Origin of the sequence: Rhodobacter maris, assembly GCF_900217815.1 — a bacterium.
Classification (GTDB): Bacteria; Pseudomonadota; Alphaproteobacteria; order Rhodobacterales; family Rhodobacteraceae; genus Rhodobacter; species Rhodobacter maris.
Window position 1 is genome coordinate 183,787 of record NZ_OBMT01000001.1, and the last position, 13,498, is coordinate 197,284.

Annotated in this window: 15 protein-coding genes; all 15 read right to left on the bottom strand. The window is 65.2% G+C overall.

The genetic code is table 11. From position 1 onward, the window contains the following. Positions 1 to 135: 135 nt before the first annotated feature. The 15 genes from hypE to CRO22_RS00925 all read right to left on the bottom strand — a co-directional run bounded on the left by hypE (position 136) and on the right by CRO22_RS00925 (position 13,396). On the bottom strand, positions 136 to 1,158 hold the full coding sequence (hypE, locus tag CRO22_RS00855) for a hydrogenase expression/formation protein HypE (RefSeq protein ID WP_097068220.1): 1,023 nt from the start codon (positions 1,156 to 1,158) through the stop codon (positions 136 to 138). Between the two features lie 108 nt (positions 1,159 to 1,266). Continuing rightward, positions 1,267 to 2,400, bottom strand: a complete 1,134-nt coding sequence (hypD, locus tag CRO22_RS00860; protein WP_097068221.1) for a hydrogenase formation protein HypD — start codon at positions 2,398 to 2,400, stop codon at positions 1,267 to 1,269. Next, entirely contained in the window at positions 2,397 to 2,687 is a 291-nt protein-coding gene (locus tag CRO22_RS00865) for a HypC/HybG/HupF family hydrogenase formation chaperone (RefSeq protein ID WP_097068222.1), read from the bottom strand. The genes hypD and CRO22_RS00865 overlap by 4 nt, the downstream gene beginning before the upstream one ends. Beyond that, on the bottom strand, positions 2,687 to 4,165 hold the full coding sequence (locus tag CRO22_RS00870) for a sigma-54-dependent transcriptional regulator (RefSeq protein WP_097068223.1): 1,479 nt from the start codon (positions 4,163 to 4,165) through the stop codon (positions 2,687 to 2,689). Before CRO22_RS00870 ends, CRO22_RS00865 begins: the two co-directional genes overlap by 1 nt. Continuing rightward, on the bottom strand, positions 4,165 to 5,199 hold the full coding sequence (gene hypB / locus CRO22_RS00875) for a hydrogenase nickel incorporation protein HypB (RefSeq protein WP_176518508.1): 1,035 nt from the start codon (positions 5,197 to 5,199) through the stop codon (positions 4,165 to 4,167). Before hypB ends, CRO22_RS00870 begins: the two co-directional genes overlap by 1 nt. Next, on the bottom strand, positions 5,199 to 5,540 hold the full coding sequence (gene hypA / locus CRO22_RS00880) for a hydrogenase maturation nickel metallochaperone HypA (RefSeq protein WP_097068224.1): 342 nt from the start codon (positions 5,538 to 5,540) through the stop codon (positions 5,199 to 5,201). The genes hypB and hypA overlap by 1 nt, the downstream gene beginning before the upstream one ends. After that, positions 5,533 to 6,417 (bottom strand): hypothetical protein, encoded by an 885-nt coding sequence (locus CRO22_RS00885; RefSeq protein ID WP_097068225.1) that lies wholly within the window; start codon positions 6,415 to 6,417, stop codon positions 5,533 to 5,535. The genes hypA and CRO22_RS00885 overlap by 8 nt, the downstream gene beginning before the upstream one ends. Beyond that, positions 6,414 to 7,253 carry a [NiFe]-hydrogenase assembly chaperone HybE gene (locus tag CRO22_RS00890; RefSeq protein WP_097068226.1) on the bottom strand — a complete coding sequence of 280 codons (840 nt, stop codon included), beginning with the start codon at positions 7,251 to 7,253 and terminating at the stop codon, positions 6,414 to 6,416. Before CRO22_RS00890 ends, CRO22_RS00885 begins: the two co-directional genes overlap by 4 nt. Continuing rightward, positions 7,250 to 8,077 (bottom strand): hydrogenase expression/formation protein, encoded by an 828-nt coding sequence (locus tag CRO22_RS00895; protein WP_097068227.1) that lies wholly within the window; start codon positions 8,075 to 8,077, stop codon positions 7,250 to 7,252. The genes CRO22_RS00890 and CRO22_RS00895 overlap by 4 nt, the downstream gene beginning before the upstream one ends. 3 nt (positions 8,078 to 8,080) lie before the next feature. Next, positions 8,081 to 8,497 carry a thioredoxin domain-containing protein gene (locus CRO22_RS00900; RefSeq protein ID WP_097068228.1) on the bottom strand — a complete coding sequence of 139 codons (417 nt, stop codon included), beginning with the start codon at positions 8,495 to 8,497 and terminating at the stop codon, positions 8,081 to 8,083. A 7-nt stretch (positions 8,498 to 8,504) separates the two neighbouring features. Beyond that, entirely contained in the window at positions 8,505 to 8,825 is a 321-nt protein-coding gene (locus tag CRO22_RS00905) for a HypC/HybG/HupF family hydrogenase formation chaperone (RefSeq protein WP_097068229.1), read from the bottom strand. After that, entirely contained in the window at positions 8,825 to 9,457 is a 633-nt protein-coding gene (locus tag CRO22_RS00910) for a HyaD/HybD family hydrogenase maturation endopeptidase (protein ID WP_097068230.1), read from the bottom strand. Before CRO22_RS00910 ends, CRO22_RS00905 begins: the two co-directional genes overlap by 1 nt. Positions 9,458 to 9,724: 267 nt before the next feature. Beyond that, on the bottom strand, positions 9,725 to 10,513 hold the full coding sequence (cybH, locus tag CRO22_RS00915; RefSeq protein ID WP_097068231.1) for a Ni/Fe-hydrogenase, b-type cytochrome subunit: 789 nt from the start codon (positions 10,511 to 10,513) through the stop codon (positions 9,725 to 9,727). A 9-nt stretch (positions 10,514 to 10,522) separates the two neighbouring features. Further along, positions 10,523 to 12,316 carry a nickel-dependent hydrogenase large subunit gene (locus CRO22_RS00920; RefSeq protein ID WP_097068232.1) on the bottom strand — a complete coding sequence of 598 codons (1,794 nt, stop codon included), beginning with the start codon at positions 12,314 to 12,316 and terminating at the stop codon, positions 10,523 to 10,525. A gap of 3 nt (positions 12,317 to 12,319) precedes the next feature. Continuing rightward, on the bottom strand, positions 12,320 to 13,396 hold the full coding sequence (locus tag CRO22_RS00925; RefSeq protein WP_097068233.1) for a hydrogenase small subunit: 1,077 nt from the start codon (positions 13,394 to 13,396) through the stop codon (positions 12,320 to 12,322). Positions 13,397 to 13,498: the final 102 nt, after the last annotated feature.

Consider the following 13,498-nt stretch of genomic DNA (forward strand, 5'->3'; position numbering starts at 1 on the left):
TCCTCCGGCCGCTCTAATTTTCCCCGCAAGGGGCCTGTAAGCAATATCTTTGCCGGAAGTTCCGCAGCTATGACCCCTGCAGGCCGGCACCAAGTCAATCGTCTTGTCGGGCACGCTGAGCCCAGATCTACAGCGTCAGCAGATTCGCGGCAATTGCTCGCCCACCAGCATGTCGACGATCCGGCTGCCCCCGAAAGCGGTGCGCATGCGCACCTGCCCGGGGTGCTCTGGCACTGCCCGCCCGACAATGCAAGCGCCCGCACCTTCGGGGCGCCCCCGCATCGCAGCCAGCGCCGCCTCGGCCTCGGCCTCGGGCACGAAAGCAACAAGTCGCCCCTCATTGGCAAGGTAGAGCGGATCGAGGCCGAGGATCTCGCACATCCCCACCACTTCGGCGCGAAGCGGCAGCGCGGCCTCCTCGATCACCAGTCCGCAACCGGCGGCTCCCGCGATCTCGCTGAGCGCCGAGGCAAGCCCGCCGCGGGTCAGATCGCGCGCCGCGCGCGTGCCGGGCGCGGCGGCGATGAGATCGGCCATCAGATGACCGAGCGCCGCGCAATCGCTCTCGATATCGCTCGACAGCGCCAGATCCCCCCGCGCCGCAAGGATGGTCGCGCCGTGATCGCCGAGCACGCCGTTGACAATCGCCACATCCCCCGGCCGCACGAGGTCTGCCGCCATCTCGCAACCGGGCGCGATCACGCCCACCCCCGCGGTGGTGACAAAGACCCCGTCGCAAGCTCCCCGCCCCACCACCTTGGTATCGCCGGTGACGATCCGCACCCCCGCGGCTTCCGCCTCGCTTGCCATCGTCGCCACGATGCGGCGCAAAAGCGCGATCTCGGTGCCCTCCTCGATGATGAAGGCGGCCGAGAGCCAGAGCGGTGTTGCCCCCCCTACGGCAAGGTCATTCACCGTGCCGCAAACGGCGATCTTGCCGATATCGCCCCCCGGAAACTCGACCGGGGTCACCACATAGCTGTCGGTGGTGAAGGCGAGCCGCGCGCCGGGCCGGGCGAGCGCCGCCGCACTCAGCCGCGCCTGATCCTCCATCCCCGGCGGGCCGAAAACGGAGGTGAACACCTCTTCGATCAGGTCACGCATCGCGCGCCCGCCACCGCCATGCGCCAAGGTCACCCGCGCGTCTCTCAAAGCCATTCTCGTCTCACTCCAGTCTCGCCGGGGCTGTCCGGGGGGTCCGGGGGGGGGGGGGGGGGGGGGGCTGCAAGCCCCCCGCCGGGTCGCCTCGGCCCTGCCGAGGCGAAATCACTCCGCCGCCCGCGCGCCCCCATATTGCCAGTAGGCCGCACAAGCACCCTCCGAACTCACCATCAAAGCGCCAAGCGGCATCTCCGGGGTGCAGCCCTTGCCAAATTGCGGACAGGCCGGCGGCTTCATCCGTCCCGTCATCACCGCACCGCACGCGCAGCCTTCCGCCTCCTCGACCACGGCCCGCACGCCGGCATATCCGATCCCGAATTTCTCCTCGGCATCAAAGGCGCGGTACTTGTCGCGAATCCGCAGCCCCGAGGCGTCGATCTCGCCCAGCCCCCGCCATTCGAAAGAGGGCCGCTTTTCATAAACCTCCGCCATCGCCGCAAGGCTCACCGTGTTGCCATGTTCGGGCACGACGCGGGCATATTGGTTCTCCACCCGCGCCACGCCTTCGGCGATCTGGCGCAGCACCATCAGCACCGATTGCAGCAGATCGGTCGGCTCAAACCCCGCGACAACGATCGGCTTGCCATAATCCTCGGCAATGAAATCATAGGGATGAATGCCAATCACCATCGACACATGGCCCGGCCCGATAAAGCCGTCAAGGCACATATGCGGGTCATCGAGCAGCGCCTTGATCGGCTCGGGCACGGTGATGTGGTTGCAAAACACCGTGAAATTCGTCAGCCCCTCGCGCGCGGCCTGCGCAATCGCAAGCGCGGTCGAGGGCGTCGTGGTCTCGAAACCGAGACCGAAGAACACAACCTCCTTCTCGGGGCTGCGCCGCGCAATCTCGAGCGCGTCGAGCGGGCTGTAGACCATGCGCACATCCGCCCCCGCAGCCTTCGCCTGCAGCAGGCTGAGCTTTGAGCCCGGCACCCGCATCGCATCGCCAAAGGTGCAAAACACGACGCCCGGCTTTTGCGCAATCTCGATGCATTCATCGACCCGCGCGCGCGGCAGCACGCAGACCGGGCAGCCCGGCCCGTGGATGAATTCGATCCCGTCATGGATCAGCCGGTCGAGCCCGTAGCGGAAGATCGAATGCGTATGCCCGCCGCAGATCTCCATGATGCTGACCGGCTTTTGCTTCGTCGCGCCAATCTCGTCGGCGGTCCTTGCAATCTCGGCCAAGAGCGCCTTTGCCAGCGCCGGATCGCGGAATTCAGAGGCGAATTTCATGCCCGCCCCTCCAGCGCCGCATCGCCCGCCGCCATCTGCTCGAGCGCCTCCTGCGCCTCGCCCAGATCGCGCAGCGCCTCAAGCGTCTTGGCCGCCTCATCCTCGTCGATCAGGCTCATCGCAAAGCCGACGTGAATGAGCACCCACTGCCCGACAAGCGCCTCAAGCGGCCCCTCGGCCACGCAGGCCACATTGACCTCGCGCCGCACGCCCGACACTTCGGCGAGCGCGGCCATCCGCTCCGCATCGGTGATGGCGATGATCTGCCCCGGAATCCCCAGACACATCAGCTCTCCTCCTCTTCCGACACCCGCCCTGAAGGGTCGATGATGCCATACCGTTCAAGCTTTGCCCGCAAGCCCACCCGGCTGAGCCCCAGCTCTGCCGCCGCGCGGCTCTTGTTCCAGCGATTGCGCGTCAGCGTTTCGCGCAGGATCCGCATCTCGATCAGCTCGACGCGATCCTTCAGCGTGCCCGCGGCGGTCATCACCTCTTCGGCAGAGCGGTCCGCTCCCTCTTCCGAAGGCGCCGCCTGCAAAATGTGACGCGAAATCAGATCCGCGCCGAGCGTGTTTGACTGCGCGAACATCAGCATTCGCGTCACCTCGTTCGAAAGCTCGCGCAGGTTCCCCGGCCAGTCGTAGTTTTCGAGGAAATCGAGCGCCGTGCCGTCAAAGCCCAGCACCGGCTTGCCGTGCCGCGCCGCCGCCTCGGCCAGAAAGTTCTGCGCCAGAATCGCCACATCGCCCCGCCGCGCCCGCAAAGGCGGAAGCACTACCTCGCCGGTCGAGAGCGCATAATAGAGGTCCGAGCGGAATTTCCCGTCCGCCACCAGCGCGCGCAGATCGGCCGCTGCCGCCGTGATCAGGCGCAGGTTCGTGCCTGCCGTCTCCTGCCCGCCCAAGGGCGTGATCGCCCCCTCGGTCAGCATGCGGATCAAGGCCAGTTGCAAGGCCGGCGTCGCGGTCTCGATCCCGGCCAGAAACAGCGTGCCCCGGTCTGCCTTCTGCGCAAGGCCGATCTTTGCGACGCCACCGGGCAGAATGCCGCGACGTGCCCCGAAGAGTTCGATCATTGCCAGCTCTTCGGGCATGCCCGCAAGGTTGAGTTCATAAAACGGCTTGTCGGAGCGCAGCGAGACATAATGCATCGCCCGCGCCATCTGCGCCCGGCCCGAGCCCGGCTCGCCGCGCACCAGCACCGGCACATCGAAGCTCGCAAACTGCCGCGCCAGCGTCACCGCGCCGTTCATCGCGGAATTGGGCGTGCGCAGGATCGTCTCGAACCCCATCCCCTCGCGCAGCGCGCGGCGGCGTTTCTCGACCCGGCTTTCCTGGGTCGAGTTCAAAAGCCGCATCTCCAACGAGAGCCGGTCGTTCTCGCGTGCCAGCGCAAACATCCGCGCGGCGTTCCGCGCCGAGGCCAGAAGCTGCTCGGGATGCCAAGGCTTGGTGAGGAACTGGTGGATCCCCGCCTCGTTGATCGCCGTCATCATCGAGGCGCTGTCGGTATAGCCGGTGAGGATGATCCGTACCGTCTCCGGCCAGCGCTCGCGCACCTCGGTGAGAAAATCGACCCCCGTGCGCCCCGGCATGCGCTGATCGCAGATGATCACCTGCACCCATTCCTCTTCGAGGATCGCCAGCGCCTCTGCCGCCCCCTTGGCGGTGAGGATATCGAAATCATCCTCCAGCGCGAGTTTCATCGCGCTGAGCGAATGGGGCTCATCATCGACGAGGAGGATCGCGGGGGCAGAGGCCGACATCAGCTTGCCTTGCGGGCGCGCCCGGCGGCGAGCCAGTCCAGCCAGGCCTGCATGCCCTCGCCGGTGCGGGCGGAGACGCGCAGCACCTCGATAGTGGGGTTCACGCGGCGGATATTGGCTTCGTAAAGGTCCAGATCCACGTCGCAATGCGGTGCGAGATCGACCTTGTTGAGGATCGCGAGCCCCGCGGCGGCAAACATGTCGGGGTATTTGAGCGGCTTGTCTTCGCCCTCGGTGACGGAAAGGATCGCCACTTTCGCATCTTCCCCAAGGTCAAAGGCGGCCGGGCAGACAAGGTTGCCGACGTTTTCGATGAACAAAAGCGCATGGTCGGGCAGCGGCAGACGCGCCAGCGCCTGTTCGATCATCGCGCCATCGAGGTGGCAGCCCTTGCCGGTGTTGACCTGCAGCGCCGGGGCGCCGGTGGCGCGGATGCGGTCTGCATCATTCGTTGTTTGCTGATCGCCCTCGATCACACCCAAGGGCGCGCCGCCGAGCATCTCGATCGTTTTCACCAAAAGGGTGGTCTTGCCCGAGCCGGGCGAGGAAACCAGATTTGTCGCAAAAATCCCCTTTTGCGCCAGAAACTTGCGGTTTCGCGCGGCAAAGATGTTGTTTTTAGACAAGATGTCGGTCTCGATCTCGACCAGCCGCGCCTGGCTCATGCCGGGCACTTCCGTGCCTGCGAGCCCGTGGCCGAGATGAATATCGTGCCCGCAAGAGGCCCCATGCGCGTGATCATGCCCGTGGGCATGGTCGTGATCATGGCCTTCGCCGTGCGGATGCTCCGCCTCGGCCGCGGCATGCCCGCTGGTATGGCTGTGGCTGTGATTATGCGGATGGCTATGGCTCGTGCCATCGGCATGGGTGTGCCAATGTGTATGGTTATGGCTGTGCACCGCGCCTTTCGGCGGCTCCGCCAGCACGGCGAAGGGCGCGGGCTTGTGGCTCTCGGCCTCCTGACCGGTCTTTTTCAGATGGTCCTTGAACGCCTCTTCGACGCTATGGCCGCCGCACCCGCACACCGTGCACATCAGAGCACCTCCAGATCCTTGATCCGCATTTCCTCGCCCCCCTGCACCAGCAGCCGCGCCCCGCCGCAAAGCGGGCAACCATCGAGGCGATGGTCTATTTCTACCGTCTTTTCACAGTCAAAGCACAGCGCCTTGCCGGGAATATCGATGATCTCGAGCGCCGCCCCTTCAGCAATCGAGCCGTTCATCACCACGTCGAAGGCGAAATCGAGCGCAGCGCGCTCCACCCCCGCCATCCGCCCGATCTCGAGACGCACCTTTGTCACACGCGCAAAACCCTGCGCGCGCCCCGCCTCTTCGATCACGCTGCGGATCCCTTCGACAATCGACATTTCATGCATCGGGCGCCAGCTCCAGAGCCACCGGCACGCAGGGGTCGAGAATATCGACCACGAGGCGGGCGAGATCGGCCTTTTCGCTCGGCAGGGCGGCAAGGCTCTGCTCCAGCGCCCCCCCCGGGGCAAGAAGATGATCGGTCGGCGTGACGCGGGTGAGCGCGGTCAGGCGCCCCCCCTCGGCATCGGCCGAAAGCGCATAGGCGCCGCGCGCCGCAGCCACCACGGCGGTGCCATCGGGGCGCAGCTCGGCCGGGTAAGGGGTCAGGGCAAGCCGGTGCAGGTCGATCATCCGGCCCAGCGCACGCCAGAGCGGCCCGCGGCCCCAGAGGGCCTCCGCCTGCGCCATCAGCCCCGCCTCGGCAACCCGCCCGGCGGGGGAGTTTTCCTGCGCCGTCACCGCCATCGGGTCGGTGAGCGGCGGCAGGTCTGCGACCGCCTCACCGGGCGAGAACAGCTTTGCGAGTTCCGCAAGCAGCGGCGCCGCTCCGGCCCCGCTCGCGATGAACGAGGCCAGCCGCTCGGGCACCGGCCCGCCCCAGATCCAGCCCTGCAGCGCCGTGCCGCCCTCGGCCCAGGCGGCGGGCAGAGGCCGCGGCGGCACCCCCACGAGCTTCGGCCAGATCAGACAGAGCTTCGCCAGATGGTCGCGCAGGATCTCGTGCTGCACCGGCATTTGCGGCGCGGGCAGACCGAGCGCGAGCCGCACCGCCTGCCCCTGCGCCGCGCCGCAAAGGTTGAACAGTCGCGGCAGCAGTTCCGCCACCTCAACCGCGGGCCGCCCGAGCAGCATCCGCTCCAGCGGCAAAGGGTCGGGGCGGGAGATCTCGACCGTCAGTCTCGGGCCGTCGGGACGGAGCAGAATGCCGAGTTCGGCGCTCACACCGCGCCCCCCTCCGCCCTGTCGGGGGCCACAAGCCCGCCGGAAATCACTTGCCGTCGGCTTGGCTGCGCCAGAGCCTCACCACGCGTCACCGCTTCTGCGGCCGCCGCTTCGGCAGCGTGCACCGCCTCGATCTCGGCCTCACGGCTCGCGCGGATTTCGGCGCCCCGCGTGGTCTCGGCGCGGTTCTCCGGCTTGAAGAGCTCGCCCATCACGGCGCGCGCGACATCGCGTGCCTGCATCTGGCTCTGGAAATCACCCATAGAGGAGAACAAGGCGCAAGCCTTATAGCCCCCCACCATCTCACGGCGGTTGTGGATGAATTCATAGATGCCGGAAGGGAAATGCATGTCCTCCTTGGCGCCCGGCACGAGCGCCGACCAGTCTTCTTCCGCGCCCGGCAGCACCACGAGATTCATGAACCAGGGCGAGACGAGCACACCAAGCCCACGCCCCTCATGGGAGCGAAACCCAACCGCCTCGATCGCCAGCGCCTTGTTCACTAAGGGCACGTCGCGCATTTTCGAATGCCAGATCTCACGAAAATCCGCGGTGAGCGCGGTGACCTGCGCCTCGATCCGCTGCTGTTCGAGCAGTTCTGGTGCGCCGGGGTCGAATTGCACGATGAAGGCATCGCGGGGGGCATCGCAATTGGGGCAATGCCAGTCCTCCGGAAGCGCGCGGAACGGCGTGCCCGGCAAGACCTGGCGGAAATCGTCGCCATGCGTAGGGTCGTAGGGTGTCCAGCAGATCTTGCATTCCATGATCGCGTGATCGGAAATGCGGTCATGGGCCCCCAGATAGCTGCCCTCGAAGCCCTTGATCGGACCGTTCATCGGATCGCCTCCAGCACTTCGCGCAGCCGCTCTGCGCTGTCTTCCAGGTCTTCGCGCGCGGCCAACACCACCTCGGGCATCGCCGTGACCTCGAATGTGTCGAGGATCAGCGCATCGGTCGAATTGAAGAACTGCACCCGCCAGACATGGGGGGTGGCGGTGGCGGTGATGCGGCAATTGCCGTAACCGCGCGAGAGCACTGTGACCGCTCCCTCCCCCAGCGCCTCCGCCAGCCAGGCGAGGTCTTCCTCGGTATGGGGCAGCAGGGTGAGGTTGATCACATGCGCCGCGCCCCCCTCGTAAGCAGCCGACTTGTCGAGCAATTCAGCCAGAAGAGCGGGAGCGTTTACCACTCCGGGCGGCGTGGCGAGCCCGGCGCCGCCGGCACGGCGGAAAGGTTCGAAGGCACGGCTCTGCGCGGCAGAGGGGACCGGCGCGACCTCGATCCGGTCGACCCCGGCGCCGGCCACGCACCAGACCCCGGCAAAGACCGATTCCTGCACCATCAGCGCGGGAATGCCGCGGATCTTCATTGCGACTTCGCCCTGCCCCATCGTCTCGGCAATGAGGGCACGGTTTTGTGCATCAAGCTCGCTCAAATCGAAGCATGCCCGCCCCGCCCCGGCGCAAGCGGATGCCGCGGCGGCCACCCGTACCAGCAGCGCGATCGCGGGCGCGACGGCCGTGCTGTCGGCGACGTCGGGCAGGTGGCTCTCATAGGTGCGCATCCCCGAGGGAAGCTGCATATAGCCAAGCTCCTCATCTTCCTCGGGCTGCGAGCCGGGGCCGAAGCCGACGGGCGGCAGATGGAAATTCGAGACCATGGATCAGCCTTTCACGGCGAGAATATGGGGAATGCGGGCGAGGTAATCGTCCCAGTCGCGGATCTTCTCGATCCCGCCCAGAAAGGTGCCGTCGCGGTAAAAGAGGAAGGACGGGGTCTTCAGCACCCGGGTCGCTTCGCGCAGATCCGCTTCGATCGCATCGCCAACGACGGCGCAATCGAAGCCGTTCTGGAACGCCTGGCGCAGCTCCGGCAACACCACGGCGGCATCGGGGGTTTCGAGATTGCGGGCGGAATCACCCGGCACGAACAGGCAGTGTACCCCCGGGCGGCAGGTGAATTCGGCCAGATCGGAGGCATTTTCAAGCCGCGGCCAGCCAAATTCGGTGCTCAGACGCGCCACCAGAGGGTGCATCTGCCCGGAACGGGGCGCTGTGTCGAAAGGGGCGTGATCGTGCATGGATACCTCAGGCCGTGGTCTTGCCGGCCTCGAGCGCGGCTTGCAGATGGGGGGGGAGTTGCGGCGCGCGCGCTTCCAGATCGGCAAAGGCCGCCCCCAGATCGCCGCCCTGCATCAGCGCGCGCAAACCGGTGAGCGCCGCAGAGATCTGCTGCGCCTCCTCGGCGGAAATCACGGCGCGGGCCGCGCCGAGAAAGGCGAGCACCCAGTCTCCCGGCTGTGCCTCGGGAGTGAGCGAAAGATCGACGATGCCGGGCACGCCTTCCTCAATCACGTCACCGCGGATTCCATCGATGGCGCGGATCTGCACCGGAACGCCCACACACATCAGGCGCGCGCCTTCTGTGCAGCGGGGAAGAAGCGTTGATCCCCGCTCCGGCAGGCGTCTTCCTCCGAGGGGCGGCCATGTTCATAGGCGTCGCGGGCGAGCGAGGGATCGACGAGATCGTCGCAAAGCGTGACACCGGGCGCCACCTTGATGCCCCAGCTCTCCAGCTCGCGCACGGCCTCCTCGAGCGCCCGCGGGATCTGGTCGGCCACCGCCGGGCGCAGGCTGCCGCCGTAATCTTCCAGTTCGACCGGCTGGCATCCGATCAGCGTCATCCGGCCCGGGCAGGCACCGATCAGCTGCGCGGTGGCGAGCACGTCCTGAAAGCCGGTCTGGTGCAGGCTCATTTTCTTGGCCCCCATGAATGCGGGCACATCCTCGTCGCGCATCGTCACCAGCGTGCCGGGCTCGAGCCCGAAATCGACCGCATCAAAGACAATCAACGCGTCGGCTTCTTCCAGGAACGGCAGCAGGTAGAGCCCCTGGGTGCCGCCATCGAGCAGTTTCACCGCCTCGGGCAGGGCATGGGTCTGGGCCATGGTCTCGACACAGCGCACGCCAAACCCCTCATCGGCCCACAGCACATTGCCGATGCCGAGAACGAGCACCCGTTCGGGTTTGACCGCCTGCATGAAATCCTCCTGAACCGATTGCACGCGGGGCAGCCGGACTGCCCCAAGCGAAGACTATGCCGGGCGCCGAAGCGGCGCCGTCACAAAGAGCCGGGTCGCGCCTCTTCGCGCATCCCCTTGAAGTCAGGGCCTGATTGCCAAAAACAACGAGTCGGGCCCGACCAGGCTTCGGAAGCATTGTTACCACCAAAACCCGGAAACTGGAAGAAATACTTCCATCAAAAACCGGGCGCAGAAGATCTGCGCCCGGCTCTTACACCAAAGCAGTTACTCGATACGGTCGTCCTTGAAGGTCCGGAAGCCGGAGATCATCGTCGAAACCATGGATTGCCGGCTCATCACATCCTCGCGCACAGCGGCGTAGATATGGATGATTGCGAAGATCACGATCGCCCACATGCCGAGGTGATGCAGCGTGTGGATGCGCTGGCTGTTCTGCGCGATCCCGAGCACCCAGCCAAAGAGCGTGTCCGGCAGGCTGCCCTGCCCCGCCCCCTCGCCGTAGAGCGCCCAGCCGGTGATCATCATGAAGGTGATGCCGAGCGTGATGAAGAAGAACATCGCCGCATGCGCAAGCGGGTTGTGGCCCACATATTTCTTTGGCTCTTCTTCGAGGAAGAGATACCAGCGCAACTCGAACAGGAACTCGCGGTAGTAACGCAGGTTGAAGATCGGGATGTAGAACATCTGCCAGGCGTGACGGTTGCCCACGAAGGCCCAGTAGATCCGCGCGAGGAAGCCGATCGAGAGCACCGTGCCCGCGCCGAAATGGGCAAAGCGGATATAGCCCATGACAAACTGGTTCGTTGCCTCGCTGTAATCCATGCTCGGCAGCGGCGCCCCGATCAGGTAGCCGGTGATGCACAGGATGGTGATGCAAAGCGCATTCACCCAGTGCCAGATCCGTACCGGCGCCTCGTAGACATAGACCGATGTGCGGCGCCGGATACTCTCGAGATCTTCGAGCGTGGCGTCGCCGGTCAGCCGGGACGCCTCGAAAATTTCTTCGGGCGGCACCCTCGGCTCATAGATCCTTTCGTCGGTGATCTTGCGCATGATGCCCCCCTAGCGCACCTTGACGGTGGTCAACGGCGCCCCGTCGGGCGACATCACATGGGTCGAGCAGGCGAGGCAGGGGTCGAAGCTGTGCAGCGTGCGCAGGATCTCGACCGGCTCCTCGGGCCGCTCCATCTTGGTGTTCATCAGCGAGGCCTCGAAGGCGCCGATATTGCCCTGACTATCGCGCGGCGAGCCGTTCCAGGTGGTCGGCACGACGCATTGATAGTTCTCGATCCGGCCATCCTTGATGCGCACCCAGTGGCCGAGCGCACCACGCGGCGCCTCGGTCATGCCGACGCCTTTCGACTCTTTCGGCCAGGTTTTCGGCTCCCATTTCTCGACATTGGCGGTCGAGCTGTCGCCGTTCTTGATGTTGGTGATCAGCTTGTCGAAGAAGTGTTTTTGCAGCCGGCAGCAATATTCCGCCTCGAGCGCGCGGGCCGCGGTACGCCCGAGCGTCGAGAACAGCGCCGAAACCGGCAGGTTCATCGTGCCGAGCAGGCCCTCGACCTGGTTCTTGATGTCTTCATGGCCCTTCGCATAGCCGATGATGTAACGCGCCAGCGGCCCCACCTCCATCGCATGGCCCTTCCAGCGCGGCGCCTTGATCCAGGAATATTTCGCGCTTTCGTCGAGTTCCTGAATATTCGTCTTGGTGCCCTTGAAGTTCGGCCCGAGCTCGAATTTCGGCGCCGTCACGCCATCCCAGGGGTGCAGCCCCTGGCCCGGCTCGCCGTATTCATACCAGGAGTGGTCGACGAATTCCTGAATCTGCTCGGGGTCGCGCACATCGACGTCATGCACCTCGTTGAGGTTGCCGTTGATGATCGCGCCGCGCGGCAGATGCAACTGTTCCGGGCTGAAATCATTCGGATGCTCGGGAATGTCGCCATAGGCGAGACAGGCCTGCGAGGAGAGCCCGCCTCCATAAAGCCAGTTCTTGTAGAAGCCGCCCACCGCCACAACGTCGGGCAGATAGACGTTGTTGGTGAACTCGATGCATTTGTCGATGATCGAGGAAACGAGGTTGAGCCGCTCCATGTTGATCGCGCCAACCGCGCCCACGCCATCCACGTTGATCGCGCAGGGAACGCCGCCGACGAGCCAGTTCGGATGCGGGTTCTTGCCGCCGAAGATCGTGTGGATCTTGACGATTTCCTTTTGCAGATCAAGCGCTTCAAGGTAATGCGTCGTCGCCATCAGGTCGGCTTCGGGCGGCAGCAGGTAAGCCGGGTTATCCCAGTAGCCGTTCTTGAAGAGCCCGAGTTGCCCGCTTTCGACAAACTTTTTGAGCCGGTTCTGCACATCGCGGAAATAGCCGGGGGAGGAGAGCGGATGGCTCGGGCTCGCCATCTGCTGCAGCTCCGAGGTCGCCTTCGGGTCGGCGCGCAGCGCATTGACCGGGTTCACCCAGTCAAGCGCATGCAGATGGTAGAAGTGCACGATATGGTCGTGGATCTGCAACGCGAGCTGCATCATGTTGCGGATCGAGTTCGCGTTCTCGGGAATGGAGATGCCGAGCGCATCCTCCACCGCGCGCACCGAGGTCAGCGCATGGGTGCCGGTGCACACGCCGCAGATCCGCTCGGTAAAGGCCCAGGCGTCGCGCGGGTCGCGACCCTTGAGAATGACCTCAAGGCCGCGCCACATCGTGCCGGTCGAGACGGCATTGGTGATAATGCCCTCTTCGTTCACGTTCACTTCGCAGCGCATATGGCCTTCGATCCGGGTGACCGGGTCCACAACGATGCGCTTGCCGCTGTTGTCGAGGGTAAAGCCGTTCGGGGTTTGCGTCGTCATGGCTTACGCCTCCTCGGTCTTTTTCTGGGCGCGCTTGAGCGCGGAAGCGGCGGCATGGATCGCCACCGAACCGCCGACCACGGCCGTCGTGGCAAGGCCGATCTGGTCCGCCGTCGCCTCGATGCCGAACTGCTTGATGCCGGTCACGCGCTGGTAGAAGCCGTGCTGATCCCAGAACCCGTCTTCCGAGCAGCCGATGCAGCCGTGGCCGGACTGGATCGGGAAGCTCACGCCATCGTTCCAGCGCACCGTCGAGCAGGCGTTGTAGGTGGTCGGGCCCTTGCAGCCCATCTTGTAGAGGCAATAGCCCTTGCGCGCGGCATCGTCGTCCCAGTGTTCGACGAACTGGCCGGCGTCAAAATGCGGGCGGCGGTAGCATTTGTCGTGGATGCGCTGGGAGTAGAACATCGCCGGGCGGCCCTGACGGTCCAGCTCCGGCATCCGATCGAAGGTGAGCATATAGGTGATCACCCCGGTCATCACCTCGGCAATCGGCGGACAACCGGGCACCTTGATGATCGGCTTGTCGGTGATGACCTTGTGCACGGGCGTCGCCTGGGTCGGGTTTGGCGCGGCGGCCTGCACGCAGCCGTAAGAGGCGCAGGCGCCCCACGAAATGATCGCTTTCGCGTGTTCGGCTGCGTGGCGGAGCTGTTCCACAAAGGGCTTGCCGCCAATGATGCAGAACATCCCGTCTTCATTCAGCGGCGGGTTGCCCTCCACGGCGAGGATGTAGTTGCCCTTGTATTTCTCGATCGTGTCTTCGAGCGCGGCCTCGGCGGCATGGCCCGCGGCGGCCATCAGCGTGTCGTCGTAATCAAGCGAGATCATGCTCAAGACGACATCCTTGGCGAGCGGATGGGCAGAGCGGATGAAGCTCTCCGAGCAGCAGGTGCATTCCAGCCCGTGCACCCAGATCACCGGCGTGCGCGGCTTCGTTTCCATCGCATGGGCGATTTTCGGCACGAAACTCGGCCCGAGCCCCAAAGCGGCCGCCGTCAACGAGCAATATTTCATGAAACTGCGGCGGGTGATGCCCTGACGCCGCATCACGTCGTAAAAGGTTTCCACTGTCGACACTGATCCCTCCCCTGCCTGGAGCCGGCCATTCCCAGGCACGCCCTCGGTACGCCTCTGATTGTGCCGATCGACACTTTCCGGGCCACTCCGAACTGACAGAAT

Excerpts from the sequence above, each read along its gene's own strand:
- hypE (WP_097068220.1), bottom strand. The coding sequence starts at position 1,158 with ATGGCTTTGAGAGACGCGCGGGTGACCTTGGCGCATGGCGGTGGCGGG.
- hypD (WP_097068221.1), bottom strand. The coding sequence starts at position 2,400 with ATGAAATTCGCCTCTGAATTCCGCGATCCGGCGCTGGCAAAGGCGCTC.
- CRO22_RS00865 (WP_097068222.1), bottom strand. The coding sequence starts at position 2,687 with ATGTGTCTGGGGATTCCGGGGCAGATCATCGCCATCACCGATGCGGAG.
- CRO22_RS00870 (WP_097068223.1), bottom strand. The coding sequence starts at position 4,165 with ATGTCGGCCTCTGCCCCCGCGATCCTCCTCGTCGATGATGAGCCCCAT.
- hypB (WP_176518508.1), bottom strand. The coding sequence starts at position 5,199 with ATGTGCACGGTGTGCGGGTGCGGCGGCCATAGCGTCGAAGAGGCGTTC.
- hypA (WP_097068224.1), bottom strand. The coding sequence starts at position 5,540 with ATGCATGAAATGTCGATTGTCGAAGGGATCCGCAGCGTGATCGAAGAG.
- CRO22_RS00890 (WP_097068226.1), bottom strand. The coding sequence starts at position 7,253 with ATGAACGGTCCGATCAAGGGCTTCGAGGGCAGCTATCTGGGGGCCCAT.
- CRO22_RS00895 (WP_097068227.1), bottom strand. The coding sequence starts at position 8,077 with ATGGTCTCGAATTTCCATCTGCCGCCCGTCGGCTTCGGCCCCGGCTCG.
- CRO22_RS00900 (WP_097068228.1), bottom strand. The coding sequence starts at position 8,497 with ATGCACGATCACGCCCCTTTCGACACAGCGCCCCGTTCCGGGCAGATG.
- CRO22_RS00905 (WP_097068229.1), bottom strand. The coding sequence starts at position 8,825 with ATGTGTGTGGGCGTTCCGGTGCAGATCCGCGCCATCGATGGAATCCGC.
- CRO22_RS00910 (WP_097068230.1), bottom strand. The coding sequence starts at position 9,457 with ATGCAGGCGGTCAAACCCGAACGGGTGCTCGTTCTCGGCATCGGCAAT.
- cybH (WP_097068231.1), bottom strand. The coding sequence starts at position 10,513 with ATGCGCAAGATCACCGACGAAAGGATCTATGAGCCGAGGGTGCCGCCC.
- CRO22_RS00920 (WP_097068232.1), bottom strand. The coding sequence starts at position 12,316 with ATGACGACGCAAACCCCGAACGGCTTTACCCTCGACAACAGCGGCAAG.